Annotated in this window: 19 protein-coding genes and 1 riboswitch; of the genes, 4 read left to right on the forward strand and 15 right to left on the reverse strand. The window is 54.6% G+C overall.

Going from position 1 to position 14,953, the window contains the following annotated elements; all coding sequences use genetic code 11:
• The first annotated feature begins 27 nt into the window (after positions 1 to 27).
• Both merF and ASD8599_RS20365 read left to right on the forward strand, forming a co-directional pair.
• Positions 28 to 234, forward strand: a complete 207-nt coding sequence (merF, locus tag ASD8599_RS01630) for a mercury resistance system transport protein MerF (RefSeq protein ID WP_108826919.1) — start codon at positions 28 to 30, stop codon at positions 232 to 234.
• A complete protein-coding gene (locus tag ASD8599_RS20365) occupies positions 213 to 437 on the forward strand; it encodes a GDCCVxC domain-containing (seleno)protein (protein ID WP_081498354.1) in 225 nt (74 codons plus the stop codon). Before merF ends, ASD8599_RS20365 begins: the two co-directional genes overlap by 22 nt.
• A gap of 18 nt (positions 438 to 455) precedes the next feature.
• Here ASD8599_RS20365 and ASD8599_RS01640 read toward each other — a convergent pair whose 3' ends face one another.
• From ASD8599_RS01640 to ASD8599_RS01665, 6 genes are all read right to left on the reverse strand, one after another.
• Positions 456 to 881 (reverse strand): c-type cytochrome, encoded by a 426-nt coding sequence (locus ASD8599_RS01640; RefSeq protein WP_108826920.1) that lies wholly within the window; start codon positions 879 to 881, stop codon positions 456 to 458.
• Positions 878 to 2,176, reverse strand: a complete 1,299-nt coding sequence (locus ASD8599_RS01645) for a multicopper oxidase family protein (RefSeq protein WP_108826921.1) — start codon at positions 2,174 to 2,176, stop codon at positions 878 to 880. Before ASD8599_RS01645 ends, ASD8599_RS01640 begins: the two co-directional genes overlap by 4 nt.
• Before the next feature lie 8 nt (positions 2,177 to 2,184).
• Positions 2,185 to 3,033, reverse strand: coding sequence for a copper resistance D family protein (locus ASD8599_RS01650; protein WP_108826922.1), 849 nt, complete (start codon positions 3,031 to 3,033; stop codon positions 2,185 to 2,187).
• A 2-nt stretch (positions 3,034 to 3,035) separates the two neighbouring features.
• Positions 3,036 to 3,377 (reverse strand): copper resistance CopC family protein, encoded by a 342-nt coding sequence (locus tag ASD8599_RS01655; RefSeq protein WP_108826923.1) that lies wholly within the window; start codon positions 3,375 to 3,377, stop codon positions 3,036 to 3,038.
• Positions 3,378 to 3,404: 27 nt separating this feature from the next.
• A complete protein-coding gene (locus tag ASD8599_RS01660; protein WP_108826924.1) occupies positions 3,405 to 3,842 on the reverse strand; it encodes a c-type cytochrome in 438 nt (145 codons plus the stop codon).
• Positions 3,843 to 3,915: 73 nt separating this feature from the next.
• Positions 3,916 to 4,665: a glutaredoxin family protein gene (locus tag ASD8599_RS01665; protein WP_181364383.1), complete on the reverse strand. Its 750-nt coding sequence runs from the start codon at positions 4,663 to 4,665 to the stop codon at positions 3,916 to 3,918.
• A gap of 110 nt (positions 4,666 to 4,775) precedes the next feature.
• Here ASD8599_RS01665 and cueR point away from each other — a divergent pair, with 110 nt between their 5' ends.
• Positions 4,776 to 5,159, forward strand: coding sequence for a Cu(I)-responsive transcriptional regulator (cueR, locus tag ASD8599_RS01670; protein WP_108826926.1), 384 nt, complete (start codon positions 4,776 to 4,778; stop codon positions 5,157 to 5,159).
• Positions 5,160 to 5,226: 67 nt separating this feature from the next.
• On the opposite strand, the gene ASD8599_RS01675 is transcribed toward cueR, so the two are convergent.
• The 3 genes from ASD8599_RS01675 to ASD8599_RS01685 are packed head-to-tail and all read right to left on the reverse strand — an operon-like array spanning position 5,227 to position 7,207.
• On the reverse strand, positions 5,227 to 5,778 hold the full coding sequence (locus tag ASD8599_RS01675; RefSeq protein ID WP_108826927.1) for a methyltransferase family protein: 552 nt from the start codon (positions 5,776 to 5,778) through the stop codon (positions 5,227 to 5,229).
• Positions 5,775 to 6,410 (reverse strand): cation efflux transmembrane domain-containing protein, encoded by a 636-nt coding sequence (locus tag ASD8599_RS01680; protein ID WP_108826928.1) that lies wholly within the window; start codon positions 6,408 to 6,410, stop codon positions 5,775 to 5,777. The genes ASD8599_RS01675 and ASD8599_RS01680 overlap by 4 nt, the downstream gene beginning before the upstream one ends.
• Entirely contained in the window at positions 6,410 to 7,207 is a 798-nt protein-coding gene (locus tag ASD8599_RS01685; RefSeq protein ID WP_245925905.1) for a transglutaminase-like domain-containing protein, read from the reverse strand. Before ASD8599_RS01685 ends, ASD8599_RS01680 begins: the two co-directional genes overlap by 1 nt.
• Before the next feature lie 45 nt (positions 7,208 to 7,252).
• On the opposite strand from ASD8599_RS01685, the gene ASD8599_RS01690 reads away from it, so the two are divergent.
• Positions 7,253 to 7,669, forward strand: a complete 417-nt coding sequence (locus tag ASD8599_RS01690; protein ID WP_108826930.1) for a MerR family transcriptional regulator — start codon at positions 7,253 to 7,255, stop codon at positions 7,667 to 7,669.
• A gap of 248 nt (positions 7,670 to 7,917) precedes the next feature.
• Here the strand turns inward: ASD8599_RS01690 and ASD8599_RS01695 are convergent, their stop codons facing one another.
• From ASD8599_RS01695 to ASD8599_RS01720, 6 genes are all read right to left on the reverse strand, one after another.
• On the reverse strand, positions 7,918 to 8,970 hold the full coding sequence (locus ASD8599_RS01695; RefSeq protein ID WP_108826931.1) for a FecCD family ABC transporter permease: 1,053 nt from the start codon (positions 8,968 to 8,970) through the stop codon (positions 7,918 to 7,920).
• Positions 8,971 to 8,976: 6 nt separating this feature from the next.
• Entirely contained in the window at positions 8,977 to 9,912 is a 936-nt protein-coding gene (locus tag ASD8599_RS01700) for an ABC transporter substrate-binding protein (protein WP_108826932.1), read from the reverse strand.
• Between the two features lie 13 nt (positions 9,913 to 9,925).
• Entirely contained in the window at positions 9,926 to 10,708 is a 783-nt protein-coding gene (locus ASD8599_RS01705) for an ABC transporter ATP-binding protein (protein WP_108826933.1), read from the reverse strand.
• On the reverse strand, positions 10,705 to 11,112 hold the full coding sequence (locus tag ASD8599_RS01710) for a DUF1636 family protein (RefSeq protein WP_108826934.1): 408 nt from the start codon (positions 11,110 to 11,112) through the stop codon (positions 10,705 to 10,707). Before ASD8599_RS01710 ends, ASD8599_RS01705 begins: the two co-directional genes overlap by 4 nt.
• A gap of 120 nt (positions 11,113 to 11,232) precedes the next feature.
• Positions 11,233 to 11,451, reverse strand: a riboswitch (cobalamin riboswitch).
• A 97-nt stretch (positions 11,452 to 11,548) separates the two neighbouring features.
• Entirely contained in the window at positions 11,549 to 12,880 is a 1,332-nt protein-coding gene (locus ASD8599_RS01715) for a pyridoxal phosphate-dependent decarboxylase family protein (RefSeq protein ID WP_219928847.1), read from the reverse strand.
• On the reverse strand, positions 12,877 to 14,946 hold the full coding sequence (locus ASD8599_RS01720) for an oxidoreductase (RefSeq protein ID WP_108826936.1): 2,070 nt from the start codon (positions 14,944 to 14,946) through the stop codon (positions 12,877 to 12,879). Before ASD8599_RS01720 ends, ASD8599_RS01715 begins: the two co-directional genes overlap by 4 nt.
• Between the last annotated feature and the right edge of the window lie 7 nt (positions 14,947 to 14,953).

The raw sequence follows: 14,953 nt of genomic DNA on the forward strand, positions 1-14,953 counted from the left end.
ACAGTCGGGACGACGAGGGATAGCAATATGAAAAATAAAATGCTGGCATTTGGCATTGGGGGAACGCTGCTTGCTGCGCTGTGTTGCTTTACGCCGTTGCTGCCAATCGTTTTGACCGCACTCGGTCTTACTGGGTTATTGGGTGTGCTGTATAACGACGCAGTTTTGCTGCCAATTCTGGCAGGGTTTCTTATTCTTACGTGGTACGCGATATGGCAACGACGGAAACAGTAGTTGTTCTTGAGTCCACACTGACCTGCCCCGACTGTGGGCATGTCGAAACTGAAATGATGCCAACAGATGCGTGTCAGTGGTTTTATGAATGCAAGTCATGCCAAACTGTACTCAAGCCACTGAGCGGTGACTGCTGCGTTTACTGTTCATATGCAACGGTTCCTTGCCCCCCGATACAAGAGGGCAAGTCCTGTTGTGGATGAAACGACTCCACTGAATTGTTAGTGGGGAAGGTTCCTGCTGGCTTGGACATCGCGTTCCCGCTCAGACCAAGTTGATCTGATGTAGGCGAGGATATCCCATATCTCATCATCGGTGAGTGTTTCACCAAATGCGGGCATTCCGCTGTTGAACCCAGTGACACCCCTAACCTCCAATGCAGCAGTGCCACCGAGCTTGGTATATTCGAACAGCAGTTCATCATCATGGTGCCACGTGTGACCTGTCCCGTCATGCGGCGGGGCTGGAAGCACACCATTGGCGTTCGGGGATTGCCAGTTCGGCTGTCCCTCAAGGTTGGCACCGTGGCACGATGCGCAGTTGTCTGCATACAGGCTTTGACCCGCAACGATGTCACGGTGATTCCAGTTATGATCAGCGGCAACTGGGGATGCCAAAGACAGCAAGATTGGGATCATCCACCTCATGCCACGTTCACCCATGTGCGCATCCCGCCAACGGCATGGCTGAGCATGTGGCAGTGCAGCAGCCAACGACCAGGGTTATCGAAGACACAGATCACATCACGGCTTTCACCTGCGTTTACCAGAGTTGTGTCTCGCAGATCGCCCAAGGCCCCACTCTCATCAACCTCGTAGAAGTGGTGACCATGCAGGTGGATGCCGTGCGGGAACGAGGTGTCGTTTACAAATGTGATCCGCACAGTCTCGCCATTTTGGAATGATCCGAACGGGTCGCCTTGTAGGTCCGAAACGTTGTTGAAGGCCCAGATATTGTCGCCATCGTGGCGACCGCCCATTGCACCACCCATCATCGTCAACGTCAGATGTTGCGTGGGATCAGTAGGTGTTGGCAGATTGGGCGGTGACAGAGCCATGATCGGCCCATCCACCCTATCCGTATTTGTGCCACTCACAGCCAGATCAGCCAACTGATATGGTCCCTGACGGGTCAGCATATCAAACCCAACGGGGCCAGTGACATCAACGATCAAGTCTGCCCGTTGTGCGGGTGCGAGGGTAAGCTCGGCCATAGGACGTGGCTCCGATAGAGCCATGCCATCCAAGGCCACAACCAACCCGCTGACGCCGCTTACCGTTACAGGAAAAATGCGATTCGTCGCTGCATTGATCAACCGAAACCTAACCCTATCCCCAGTCTTCACCTGATCTTGGGACAGGAACGCACGGGCGAAATTTCCCATGTAACCACCGTGGGCGACACTGTGCATGTCGGTGAACTCATCGGATAGGCTGCCATCTTCTTGCATCTGCCAATCCGCCATCAGCACGGTGATGTCGTGATCGATATCTGGGGGTGTTTCGTCCTCAACTATCAACGCGCCCATCATGCCACGTGCGACTTGTTCATGAGAAATGTAATGGGAATGATACCAATAAGTGCCTTCGTCTGGCGGGACAAAGCTATAGGTTTTGGTTTCGGAGGGTTCGATCAACTCTTGCGTCAACATCGGCACACCATCCATCTGGTTTTCCAACCTGATGCCGTGCCAATGCACAGCGGTGCCTTCTTCAAGACCGTTCTCAACATCGATGTTGACACGCTCACCACGACGCACCCGCAGTTCGGGACCTGGCATTGATCCGTTGAAGCCCAGCATGGATGTCACACCACTTCCATCTGGTAGGATTTGTTGTATTACCGCTTCAGCCCTCAATCGCACCGTATCTTGGGCTGCAAAGCTCGGTAAGGGCATGATCGCTGTGGCTGAGACGGAAGCTAAAAAGTGTCGTCTGTTCATGTGGTGCCTCATGTTGGCAAAGTCAGATTTGTTGTGAGAACAGCGGTCATTCCCAGCACTGCAAGAATGACCAACCATTCGACTGATATCGACTTGGAGAGATGGCTTGCGGCTGTTGGATCACCTGAACGAAGCGCAGGAATGAACCGAAGTTTGTTCGCAGCGGCCAACCCAAGAAGCAGACCGACCAGCAGCACCTTGATGATCAATGCCTGCCCGTATCCAGTTCCTAAAAGCGCAGAGAATGAACCAACTAACTCGTAGCCCATGTAGCCACCTGCGATGATCAACAAAGGGACTGTAACGGTGGCAACATTGCCAAACCGATGCCCGACATCCGCAGCCGACGCATAAGTGGCTGACGATGATGCCAGTCGTTTCAACGGCGTTAGAACTCCGATCCACAGGGCAACGGTCAGCAGGTGCAATGTCAAAGCAATGTCGAGCAGGGTCGTGTCACGGCCAGAGACATGTCCAACATGATCGAATGACCAGATCGCAATGATACCACCTAACACCGACACCCAAGCTCCGACGCGGACCATGAACAGGCCAGTGATCAACAGACTAAGCCCCACCAAACGTAACAGCAATGCCGTTCCGACAGGTGTAGTCCAAAGAAGGCCCAGCATCTCTGGATCAGTCATACCGCTGAGATCACCCGTCAGGTTGGCTCCGCGTAATGAGAAGGCAAGGATGGTCGCCGCCAACCCTAGAACAGCGAATGCTGCGGCCAAACCACGTGTGCGATCTAGCCGAAACATCAGCGTCGCCATGACAGTGCCAGCCGCAGTCATCACGCCAAGGTAGAGGGCAAATTTTGTGACGATGGCCGCCAGACCGAACGCATCAGGCATCGTTATTCGACAGTGAAGCTGAAGCTACCGTTCAGGGCATGGCCATCGACACCCAGCCCACGCCATTCGATCACATAGGTTCCTGCTCCCATGTCGTGCATTGGCAAGGCAAACTCCTGTGTGAACGCCGTTTGTTCGCCAAGGTCCATGTCCATACTGTGGGTGTCGGCATGTGTGATCGCGACCCGCGTCAGGCGGATGTCACCTTTGAAGTTCATCAAGACTTCGGTCGGCATCTCTGTGACGATGGCCTCGTTAGCTGGTGTCGTTGCGTCTAGGGGCGAGTGTGCCATCGCACCTGTCGCCCAAATCCCGATCATGCCTGCGAGTAGAATAGCTTTCATTGTTGTTTCCAGTCTTGTTGTTGGAGATCAGTTGATCCCGTTGGCACGTTGCAGTTCTCGAATGTAGGCAATGATCATGGTGACATCGCCCCGTGTTACACCCTCAACTGGCGGCATGTCGCCAAACGGCCAGTGGTGGCCCCTAACGCCCATGGCAGCAGCCCTTTGGAAGGCTTCATCACCGTGATGGCTTGGCTCATAGATAACGTGGACCAGCGGCGGTGCGACGCCATCTTGGCCCGCCGCATTCGCCCCGTGGCAAGCCGCGCATTTGGCTTCATAGGCGAGTTGCCCGATCTGGGCATTCTGGGACAGCGTGTTAGGCAGCAGGACATTTGCAAGAACTCCGTCTTCCATGACGATAGCAGCGTCTGTCGTTGTGGTGTGCGGTACTGTGGTGGGCCACATCGCGTAGCCCACACCACCTGCAACCAAAATAGCAGCAATAGCGATAGTCGATTTCATTGAAGGCACTGATCCTCATGTCTTTTTGTTACCGCTAAGCCTTCCAGTTGGTGGAGGGTCAAATGTTAAGTGATCACAGCTTCGAGAGCATCCAGATCGCCATACCGATCATCATCAGGTTCTCGGTGAGCGAAACGAAACCCAGTGGAACTTTACTGTCACCGCCTACGCAAGCGCACTTAAGTTCGCGTTTGTCGATGTAGACCGCCTTGAACACACTGATCGCGCCGATGCTTGCAACGAACAACGCGGCTGGTGCAGACAACCATGTGAGAACGCCCACCATCATGAGCAGCCCTGCACCCGTTTCGACAAACGGATAGATATATCCGTATCGAACCCAACGTTGAGCAAGCAGGTCGTAGTTCAGGAACATGGTGGCGAACCGTTCAACATCTTGCAGTTTCTGGAGGCCCAACAAGACCATTGAAATCGAAATAAACAACTCAACCGTCCGCCCAGTGAACATGGTGCCAAGGATGAGCCAGGTGACCGCGACAGCCATCAACGCAGCAACCGTGAACAAGGCAACCACAGGCTTGTAGGTCGTGGCATCTTCAGCCTTGGTAGTTTTTCCAAAGTATGCATTCAGATCATCGAAGCCACCGATGCGTTCTTCACCAATAAACGTCTGTGGCGTCGTCTTCACATCATGCTTGGCTTTGAATGCATCAACCTCGTCACGGCTGGTGAGGTGGCGATCATCAACTTTGAAGCCCTGACGTTCCAGCAAGTCTTTCGACTTCAATCCGTACGGACACATGTGATCGGTCATCACCATCCGATAGAGGGTCGCAGTTTTGGTGGTGGTATCTTTGGGCATGGTCATACTTTCCTTACACAGGTGCGGCCATCCATTCGAACGGCACCCTTGAAACTCATTCACCAGCAACCTAATCTCTCCAGTAACTGGAAGGTCAAGAGGTAAGTCCTGTGAATATTTCGGCTGCATCAAAGGCTGCGGGTCTCCCCGTCAAAACCGTGCGTTACTACGCTGACATCGGCCTTGTTCAGGCTCCGTCACGTTCTGATGCAGGATATCGCACCTATGACGATGCTTCTGTGAGAAAGCTCGTGTTCATCCGAAGATCACGCGAGTTTGGCTTCACCATCGAAGAGTGCCGTGAACTCCTCGGACTATACCAGGATCAGGACCGCACCAGCGCAGAAGTGAAACGCATCGCATCCAAGCGTTTGGAAGAGATCGAAGAGAAGCAACGTGAACTTCAATCGCTTCATGATGAGTTAGCTCACCTGGTGACATCTTGCCGTGGTGATCATCGCCCCGATTGTCCGATCATCGATTATCTCGGTTAACCGTTGATCTCAGCCAAAGCCTTTGGGTCTTGGATGAGCGCACAATGATCAACGTGTCCCATACGCTTCATAGGAACCTCCTGACCTTGGTAGCATAATCGGCATATTGCTCACCGTAGGTCCGTCTCAACCAAGGCTCTTCCGCAAATGGGGCGACGATCAGAACCGATACTGACACCAACCCGATCACGAATGCCGAAGGCGATGCTGACATCATGACCCACCCCAAAACGATCATGATGTCGGATACATATTGCGGGTTGCGGGAATACCGATACAGACCTGACGTTCTCAGGTTACCTGGCGCACCACCAGTTTGATCGACGCCAAATTTCAAAACTTCCGACCACACACCCAGATTGCCAAGGACGATCAACATCCCTCCCAAACCGTATCTGATTGCAGCTGGAATGGTCCAAGAACCCCACTCCATGACACCAACAACGATCATGGTGCCAAACAGGGTGAACGTTGGCACCCACACCAAGATCGGTGTCAGTGCCGTATACTCTTTTGGCGGCCACAGTCGGCGGTCAGGACAAACGATGGACCAGACAATCGCAGCCAAGGTCCCGAACGCAATAACGATCCCCATGTTGGTAAGCAGAACGACCATCATGTTGCCCCGTGGATGTGCTGCATCGCATCACGTCGTTCCTGCAACGCTTGACGCACGATCTGGAACGCCGACGAAAGGAACAACGTCGCCATGATCCCCGCAACGATCAGGTCTGGCCAACCTGTCGCGGTTCCCCAGACACCGATGGCGGCAAAGACAACCGCCACATTGCCGATGGCATCGTTGCGTGAACACAGCCAGACCGATCTGACGTTGGCATCTCCGTCCTTGTATCGAACCAGCAGGAGGACACTGGCCAGGTTTGTTGCCATTGCCATAACACCTACGACCCCCATGATGCCCGCTTCAGGCACTCCAACGTAGAATACGCGGTAAAGGGTCGAGCCGAAGACCCAAAGCCCCATCAAGAATAGGCTCAGTCCCTTTGCCAATGCAGCATTCGTGCGCACCTGTATTGACGCACCAATGACTGCCAATGAAATGCTGTAGGTCAGGGCATCGCCTAAGAAGTCCAACGCATCGGCCTGAAGGGCCTGAGATTTGGCGTAGTGACCCGCCGACATCTCGACCACAAACATAGTGGCGTTCAGGGCGATGACGATCCATAGGCGGCGTTTGTAATCAGCCGAGACGCCTTCGAACTTCGCATCATGTCCACAGCAACCCGACATTACACAGCCTCCTTCACATTAGCCTGTTGAGGGGGCAATGCAGTTGTGGGACCGTTAGGGATGGTCGGCACTAGGCCACGACGTAGGCGTTCCACACGTGCGTTCATCCAGTGGCGGATCACGAGTCGATACAGCAATCCTTTGATGCCACGCAGTTGCCGATGTTCCGCATAAAAAGCGTCTGGTGATGCGAACGTCCCCAAGTTGGCGTTGATCCCCGTTCTTTGAATGTAGGTGTCCTGCCCAGACCATCTAACATCAGGGGCTTGGAGGTTGTCCGTGCCAGCACCATAGGCACAGATGCTATCCTGATCGGGGAAAGCTCTTTGCAGTGCATTCAGCACGGCATTATCGAGGATGAAGCCCTCAAGGGTGACCCACCTCCCGTCCAATAAGACTTCCACCCAAGAGTGCAGGATGTTGGTCGGCGCAAGGGGGTAGACGATTTCGGGAACGATACCACGTTGTAGGGACTTGTGGATCGTGAAACCATGGAAGCGGCATGGCAAATCCATGGCCCGCAGCAATGCCATTAGTAGCGTGGTCTTTGTATTGCACTGACCGTAACCATCTCGCAGCACGTCAGAGGCTGTCAGCGTGTCGTCGCTGTTATAGCCAAATGCTATTTCATTCCTGACAAACTCATATGCAGCTTCTGCCCGTTCAGCGAGTTCAAGTTTGGACCACCCACGATCTGCAATCAGTGACTGGATCGGGCCTGATGAGTAATTGAGGAGTGGGGTCTCCTGGGTCATTGGATCAGAGGACATACGAATCGCCTTTTCTTTGTGTCCCATCCTATCTACAACCTCTAGTCACTAGAGCTTCAAGAGGTAAATCGCATGTTTTCTATCGGGCAATTGTCAAAGCAGACGGGTGTGAAAGTCCCTACCATTCGGTACTATGAACAGGTTGGATTGCTGGTGTCCGCAGGTCGCACCGAAGGAAATCAACGACGGTATGACAAAGATGGTCTGGAGCGGCTGGGATTCATCAGACATGCCCGTGACCTTGGATTCTCCATCGAAGCCATCAGCGCGTTGATTGATCTACAGCAGCATCCTGACCGCTCCTGCCAAGAGGCCACGCTGATCGCCCAGCATCAACTGACCGATGTGCGTGAGAAGCTGCTAAGGCTCAAGGCACTGGAATCCGAACTGGTTCGCATCGCCGACGGATGTGATGGGGAGGGAAATTCAGAGGAATGCTATGTTCTGGCATCATTGGCCGACCATCAACACTGTCGTGGTGAACATTGATGCAATTTGGCAAAATTCGCTTCGTTGTTAGTTAGACTTCCAAAATGATAATCATTCGCTTTCGGTAGTGACGAACTCCCGCAACCAATATTACTGATTTAGATCAGCACGTTACAAGCCGCCTTCGGGTGGCTCTTTTCGTTGGTGGTGGTGCCGGTTCTAAAGAGATGTGCAGATACGAGTCCTGTGGCAGGGAAAATTCAAGATTTCGTATTTTTCGCTATTGGCCATCAGTTACAGGCAAGCGATCACGCGCCCATTCGTTTTCGCAGCAACCAGACAAAGAACACGCCGCCGATTAAGCCGGTAACTATTCCGATTGGCATGTCATCTGGTGCCATAACTGTCCTTGCAATGATGTCAGCCCAAACAAGAAAAACAGCACCACAAAGTGCAGAGATAGGAAGGAGGCGTTGGTAATCACCACCCACCAGCATGCGGACGATGTGTGGAATCATCAGGCCGACGAAGCCTATTATGCCAGAGAACGCCACCATGACCCCTGTGATCAAAGCGCCAATGACAAAAATGGTCAGCCTGAAACGCGCAACCGGGATGCCAAGTGTCGTGGCGGTTTCATCCCCTATTGTCATCGCGTTCAGTGTACCTGATTTCAGCCATAGGTATGTTCCGCACAAAAGCAGGACGACGGCCGGATACATCAACTGATTCCATTGGGCCAGGCCAAGGCCGCCTAACATCCAAAACACCACGGTATGGGCAGCTTTCGGATCGCCAAGAAAGATCAATACGTTTGCGGCTGACATCACGATAAATGACACGGCCACGCCCGCCAGAACCAGCCGGTCGGCGCTGGTGGCGGATGCAAATTGTGAGACTGCAAGTACAATCAATGTCGCCGCCAAAGAGCCGAGGAATGCGAACAACGGGACAGTCAAAAGGCCAATGAACAGCCCGGTGTGTAGCAGGGCCAATATCGCCCCGAAAGCTCCGCCTGCCGAAATGCCAAGCAGGTGTGGATCTGCCAGCGGGTTCCGTGTCACGGCTTGAAGGCTTGCGCCGACCATTGCGAGACCCGCGCCCACCAAACAGGCAAGGATGGCCCTTGGTAGGCGGATTTTCCAAACGATAGCCTCCCGACCTTTGGACCAGTCTTGCGTGATTGTGTCCGGAGCAATCTTGTTGACCAGAATGCTCCAGACGGTTTCAAGCGGGACAGCCACGGCCCCGACGCTGACTGCAATCGACAACGACCCGAACAACGCCACAACACCCAAGAGGGCAATGATCCGAAGACCTCTGGCTTTTGGGGGATGTGTGTTGATTGCAGCTTGCGTCATGCGCAATCATTCAGCCCGAAACGCGGCAGCAAGAGTTTTGACGGCCTCGATGTTGCGTGGCCCGGGGGTCGCTTCCACATATTCCAGCACCACGAACCGCTTGTTCCTTACGGCGTCAATGTCGGCAAAAGCGGGGTTGGACATCATGAATTCAATCTTTTGATCGGCGGTGACTTCGCCGTAGTTTACGATCACGACGATTTCGGGATTGCGATCAACCACCGCCTCCCAACCGACGGTGGCCCAACTTTTGTCCAGATCATTCATGATGTTGGTGCCGCCTGCAGCTTCAATCAGCGCGTTGGGCATAGCGAATTGGCCTGCTGTAAACGGCACATCTTCGCCGCTGTCATAGACAAAAACCCGTGGGGCCGTTTCCAGCGCCGACTGTTCATCCAGAAATGCCGCCAATTCGGATTGATATCCTTCAATCAGGGTTTCGGCGCGGACTGATACGCCAAAGATCGCACCCAGATTGCGCAGGTCGTTGTACATGTCATCCATAGAAGCGGCATCTTTTGGGCCAACGTGGATGCAGCTTTCGGTCAATTCATAAACCGCGATGCCAAAGGGGGCTAGCGTCTGTGGTGTGACCTCGCCGCCGACACGCATGCCATAGTTCCAACCCGCAAAGAAAAAGTCGGCATCAGCGCCGATCAGGACTTCTTTTGCGGGGTATTTGGATGACAGTTCAGGAAGCGCTTCGACGCCCATTGTCATTTTGTCGTCCAGCGTCTTCCAGCCTGAAATGCCCGTGTAGCCGACCATATGGTCCTGCAGTTTAAGCGCCAGCATCATTTCTGTCAGGTTCACATCGTTGGATATTGCCGCCTTTGGTGGCGTTGCAAATGTGACAGTGCGGTCGCAGCTTTGCACCGTGGTTTGGGCCATGGCAGTGCTTGCCAGGGAAAGGGCCGTCAAAGCGGTAAAGGCGAGTTTCATGTTTGGGGGTCTTTCATTCGGGAAGGCTAAAGGAAAAGTGGGACGCGCCACTCAGGCTGAGATGTTCGCGCTGTGCGACGACCTGAAACGTGTCCGTCACAAGCTGATCAGAAAGTAAAGCCTGTGGGGGGCCGAAGCCTTGCGGGTATCCGTCTTTAAGGATCAACACATCATCACAGACGCGGGCGGCCATGTTGAGATCATGCAAAGATACGACAATGGTCAGACCCAGTTTTTGAATCAACGCAATGACTTCAAGCTGATGGCGCACATCGAGGTGGTTTGTAGGTTCATCAAGAATCAGAACCTGTGGTTCCTGTGCCAAGGCCCGCGCAACCATGACTCTTTGTCTTTCACCCCCCGATAAGGTGCTGAAATCACGATGGGCCAACTCAAGAAGGTTGAGTTGCTCAAGGACGCCATCCACGACGTTTTCATCTTTCTTGCCAGCTGCGGCAAACCCTGACCGGTATGGCGTTCTGCCCAAGCGGACGATCTCTCGTACCGTTAGGTCAAATGCGGACGCCTGTTCTTGCAGCACGGCGGCGATCCGTGTTGCCGCGTCACGCGCAGTCAGTGACCAAATGTCTTGGCCACCGACCAGCACCTGACCCGTTTGAGGTTTTTGAAAGCGATATAGCAAACGTAGCAGAGTAGATTTGCCAGCGCCGTTTGGACCGACAACGCCCAACACGCGCCCAGCAGAAATGGTGAAGGTCGTAGAATGCAGAACGGGTTGGGGTGATTTGGCGGGTGTCCAACTGACATCCCGCACCGCAAGATCTGCGGCCTTCATGATGCGCGAACATCATTGGCTTCGACCGCAATTATCGCGGCTGGCACACGTGCCAAAGTTGACGTGCGCAGTTTGCCAGGCCGATCCAGAGACGAACACCATCCATCATGTAGATGGGCATATTGGGTGGCAAAACTGACAAGATCATCCACATCCACGGCAGGATCAATGTCGCCAAACAGATAGGTCGCTTTGCGACTGCCGTGATAGGCAACCGTACAGGGCCTGTCACAGCCAGCCATGCAGGCAACGCCCGAAATTTCAAAATCGTCCGTGATTGTGTCCCCTGCGTTTTGGATCGCTGTTCGAATCTTTTCGATCAGTTCATAGCCGGGCCGACATTCAGTGCCTTTGTGTCGGCACGATGTGCAAATCGTTATTTTATGGGTGTGCTCTTTGTTCATATCGCCCTCCGCGATGACGCGGGGTGCAGGGCAGATACATAGTCAGGTCAGGGAAATCCCGTGCCGCCATCATAACCTCCGAACCAGACTCCCCGTCTGGGTTGAGTTGCATTAACGGCACCAAAGCGCCGCTTGATGGCAGGTCTCCTGACTTGCGGATCAGCGTTTCCCCGAACCTTCCCAAACCCTACAGGCCCAGTGGTTTTTATCGAGGTCACTCACCGCTCACAGTTGCGGGGGCAGTTACGGATTTGGCGCTGTTTAGCTTGGCCTCACCGTATTCCCTTTTCATTTCAGGCGCGTGTAAGACGACTGGAAACCATCTTCTTCATCCTTGCGATAGTCACGTTCCAAGGTCAATCCAAATGAAGGCACATTGCTTTCATAAAGCGACATCAAGACGTGAACGGGGCGCGTGGATTGCCACTGATATGGATCAGGTCAGGGTTTTCAGGGTCTCTAACACAGTTTTCGCATCGGTCTCGGGATTGACGATACAAAGCCTGAAAACCATCTCGCCGCGCCATTTTGTCGGCAAACACAGCAGGGCACCGGAACGGCGGTGCTCTTCGGCCCATCGGACCATGGCGTCCTCGGACATGTGTGACGGACGGAACAGAACCACGGACAATTGCGGTCCAAGCAGCAGATCCAGCCCTTCTATGCGTTCGATACCCTGCGCAATGTCGCGTGCAATCGATATCGTTGTCGCGATCGCATCGCCGTAAGCTTGGGTGCCATGCGTGGCCAAAGAATACCAGAACGGCAGCCCACGGGCGCGACGCGTCAAGTGCAGCGCATAGTCGGAAGGGTTCCAGTGCGTTTTGTCCACAGTATCAAGATAGACCGCGCTTTGGCCGTGGGCGTTGGCGGCATCCGCGGCGTTGCGGTAGATCAATGCACAGCTGTCGTAGGGTGCAAACAGCCATTTGTGCGGATCAACGATCAGGCTGTGCGCCCGGTCAATTCCGTCGAATATCGGTCGCGTTTCAGGATCTGCAATGGCTGCAAGGCCGTAAGCCCCGTCAAGATGCAACCAAAGGTCACGTGCCTCGGCAAGGTCAGCCAACCCCTGAATGTCATCAACCGCGCCGCTGTTGGTTGCGCCTGCGTTGGCGACGATTGCAAAGACATTTGGTTGCCATGCATCGCGCGCAGCCTGCGCATTCATCCGTCCTGTGGCGTCCGCTGCGACCGGAATCACATCGACGTCCATCACACTGGCCGCCGCCTCAATAGAACTATGCGCCTCAGCCGAACACAGAATGGCCCAACGGTCAGGGCGGGCGCAGCGTCTGGATTTCCAATCGCGGGCCGCGTGCAAAGCGCACAGGTTTCCAAGCGTTCCGCCCGCTACAAAAACACCACCGGCTTGCGCGTCCCAGCCGGCCAATTCTGCCAGCCAGTCCAGCGCTTGGTTTTCGGCGTGAATGGCCCCCGCACCACCATCCCAATTGCCTGCAAAAATACCTGCCGCCCCAAGAGCTGCATCAAAACTAAGCGACGCTTGGCTGGGGGCCGAGGCCACAAAGCTTAGCGATGTCGGGTGCCCGAAAGGACGTGTTGAGGGCACAATCGTATCGGTGAACAGGCCAAAAGCGGCCTCTGCACCGATCCCGTCTGGCGTGATCGAACCGCCCAGAATTGGCTCAAGGACCGCGTTGCTTTGCGCCCCATGTTTGGGGTCTTGTCCACCCAGAATGCGCGTGCGCGTCCATGTCAGGATGTCCGTCACCATTGACGTGGGAAAGGGAAATGCAGTTTTCAATCTACGGCCAACTCTGTGATTTCTCGGCGAAATGGCAGCGCGTCGCCGATGTCTTCCCCATCCAGTTCCCGCGCATAGCGGTGGCCTGCGTAAGTGGCCCAAGCAATCGGCCCCGGTGCATTCGCATCGCCAATCAGTTTGACTGATTTGATACCCGCGTCGGCCCATTCTGCCTCGCGCGTTTTCAGGTCGTTATAGACGGCGTTGTTTTCCAAGCGCGAGGACACAAGCAGAATCCCGTCACATTCCAGCGGACGGGTTTGGTCGGTGAACATGCAATTGGTCACAACATGATCCGATGCGATTTCGACCACGCCGCGGTTCAGTTCAATCTGCACGCCCATCTCAGCCAAACGGCGATGGATTTCATGTTGTTCAAGCGTGTTGAGCGTCCATTCACTGACGTAAGCGGCGGGGGTGACCAAAGTGACGGTACAGCCTTTCTGGATCAGTAGTTCTGCCATGACGCCGCCCATATAATAGTGGTCATCGTCATAGATCACCACATGCCCGCTTGGGGATGCGCCGTCCATCAGATCATCTGGCGTGAACAGTGGCATTGCGACGTCCGTCGGAAACGGGACCACATGTTGGCGCGAAACACCGTCGCGGCGCCACTGCGATCCTGTGGCGATACAGACGTTTTCAAAGCCGAACTCAAGGATGCTATCTGCATCGAGTTCACTGTCGAAATAGCGTTCCACATTTGGCTTTTGGCTGATCTGGTATTCACGGTAATCGGCCACGCGACCCCAAGCGCTAAGCCCAGGAAGCATGCGCTCGCGCGCGACGCGGCCCCCTAAAACGGTGCCCGCTTCGGCCAATGCGACGTCATAGCCGCGCATCGCAGCCGCGCGTGTTGCTTCAAGTCCCGCAGGTCCAGCACCCACCACCAACACATTGGAACTGTTGCCTTTTGTGTTCATTCGTTCGGGGTGCCACCCTTTGCGCCATTCTTCCATGAACGTCGGGTTTTGGGTGCAGCGGCTGATCGACATGGTCATGTCACCGGTCACACATATGTTGCAGCCGATACATTCGCGGATGTCGTCGATGCGGCCCTCTTCGATCTTTTTGGGCAAAAACGGATCTGCAATTGACGGACGTGCGCAGCCGATGAAATCAAGCGTGCCTGTCTTGATCATTTTTGCCATCACATCGGGGCTGGTGAAGCGACCAACGCCGACAATGGGCTTGTCCGTCAGCGCGTGGATGCCTTGAACCAGCGCATGCTGTGCCGCCTCTTCCTTAAAGCGCGACGGGCCGGAACATTCTTCCCATGTGCCCTGTGCCAAATCCCAAAGGTCAGGCAGGTTGCGGTTCATATCGACAAATTCGCGCACCTCGGCGTTGGAAAATCCAAGCTGCCCGATGGTTTCGTCCAAAGACACCCGCAAGGTGATTCCCATGGTATCGCCCACCGCATCGCGCACATCGGCGATGACCTCGTTCACAAACCGTGCGCGGTTTTCAAGGCTGCCACCGTATTCATCCGTCCGGTGGTTGGTGGCGCGGCTGAGGAAGTGTTGGAAAATTCCGAATCCATGCGCGCCATAAAGGCAAATCAGATCAAAGCCTGCGTTCCGGGATCGCTTTGCGGCATTCACGAACCACCGGCGCAGATCGCGGATGTCTGTCTTGTCTAGGGCACGCGCCTGAACCGGATCATTGGTGAAGGTGCGGATGGGCTGGGCAGAGACCGCCAAGGGGACTTCTTTGGTGTAAAGGTTCGGGCCGTTCACGCCGGAATACGCCAGTTGAATTCCCGCAAGTGCGCCATGCGATTTCATGGCGTCTGACATCTTGCGCAACATGGGGATGTCTTTGTCTTCCCACAGGCGCAATTCGATGAACGGTGTGATTTCGGAGGTGTGGTGCATCTCGCATTGTTCGGTGAAAATCACACCCCAACCGCCTTCGGCTTTGGACCCGCGCATCGCGGCCGCCGCAGACGGATCGCGATATCCGCCACCGTTGCAATGGGGCACCTGATAAAACCGGTTTTTGGCGGTGACAGGCCCAATGTCCATCGGCTCAAATAGGATGTCGTAGCGGGGATCACGCACGGTGAGG

The organism is Ascidiaceihabitans donghaensis, from assembly GCF_900302465.1.
GTDB classification, from domain to species: Bacteria; Pseudomonadota; Alphaproteobacteria; order Rhodobacterales; family Rhodobacteraceae; genus Ascidiaceihabitans; species Ascidiaceihabitans donghaensis.

What these genes read in the sequence shown, in the direction of transcription:
- ASD8599_RS01675 (WP_108826927.1), bottom strand. Translation starts at nt 5,778, where the DNA reads ATGATGGTCGTTCTGCTTACCAACATGGGGATCGTTATTGCGTTCGGG.
- ASD8599_RS01645 (WP_108826921.1), bottom strand. Translation starts at nt 2,176, where the DNA reads ATGAACAGACGACACTTTTTAGCTTCCGTCTCAGCCACAGCGATCATG.
- ASD8599_RS01695 (WP_108826931.1), bottom strand. Translation starts at nt 8,970, where the DNA reads ATGACGCAAGCTGCAATCAACACACATCCCCCAAAAGCCAGAGGTCTT.
- ASD8599_RS01665 (WP_181364383.1), bottom strand. Translation starts at nt 4,665, where the DNA reads ATGCCCAAAGATACCACCACCAAAACTGCGACCCTCTATCGGATGGTG.
- ASD8599_RS01690 (WP_108826930.1), top strand. Translation starts at nt 7,253, where the DNA reads ATGTTTTCTATCGGGCAATTGTCAAAGCAGACGGGTGTGAAAGTCCCT.
- ASD8599_RS01705 (WP_108826933.1), bottom strand. Translation starts at nt 10,708, where the DNA reads ATGAAGGCCGCAGATCTTGCGGTGCGGGATGTCAGTTGGACACCCGCC.
- ASD8599_RS01660 (WP_108826924.1), bottom strand. Translation starts at nt 3,842, where the DNA reads ATGAAATCGACTATCGCTATTGCTGCTATTTTGGTTGCAGGTGGTGTG.
- ASD8599_RS01680 (WP_108826928.1), bottom strand. Translation starts at nt 6,410, where the DNA reads ATGTCGGGTTGCTGTGGACATGATGCGAAGTTCGAAGGCGTCTCGGCT.
- merF (WP_108826919.1), top strand. Translation starts at nt 28, where the DNA reads ATGAAAAATAAAATGCTGGCATTTGGCATTGGGGGAACGCTGCTTGCT.
- ASD8599_RS01685 (WP_245925905.1), bottom strand. Translation starts at nt 7,207, where the DNA reads ATGGGACACAAAGAAAAGGCGATTCGTATGTCCTCTGATCCAATGACC.
- ASD8599_RS01655 (WP_108826923.1), bottom strand. Translation starts at nt 3,377, where the DNA reads ATGAAAGCTATTCTACTCGCAGGCATGATCGGGATTTGGGCGACAGGT.
- ASD8599_RS01700 (WP_108826932.1), bottom strand. Translation starts at nt 9,912, where the DNA reads ATGAAACTCGCCTTTACCGCTTTGACGGCCCTTTCCCTGGCAAGCACT.
- ASD8599_RS20365 (WP_081498354.1), top strand. Translation starts at nt 213, where the DNA reads ATGGCAACGACGGAAACAGTAGTTGTTCTTGAGTCCACACTGACCTGC.
- ASD8599_RS01710 (WP_108826934.1), bottom strand. Translation starts at nt 11,112, where the DNA reads ATGAACAAAGAGCACACCCATAAAATAACGATTTGCACATCGTGCCGA.
- ASD8599_RS01640 (WP_108826920.1), bottom strand. Translation starts at nt 881, where the DNA reads ATGAGGTGGATGATCCCAATCTTGCTGTCTTTGGCATCCCCAGTTGCC.
- ASD8599_RS01650 (WP_108826922.1), bottom strand. Translation starts at nt 3,033, where the DNA reads ATGCCTGATGCGTTCGGTCTGGCGGCCATCGTCACAAAATTTGCCCTC.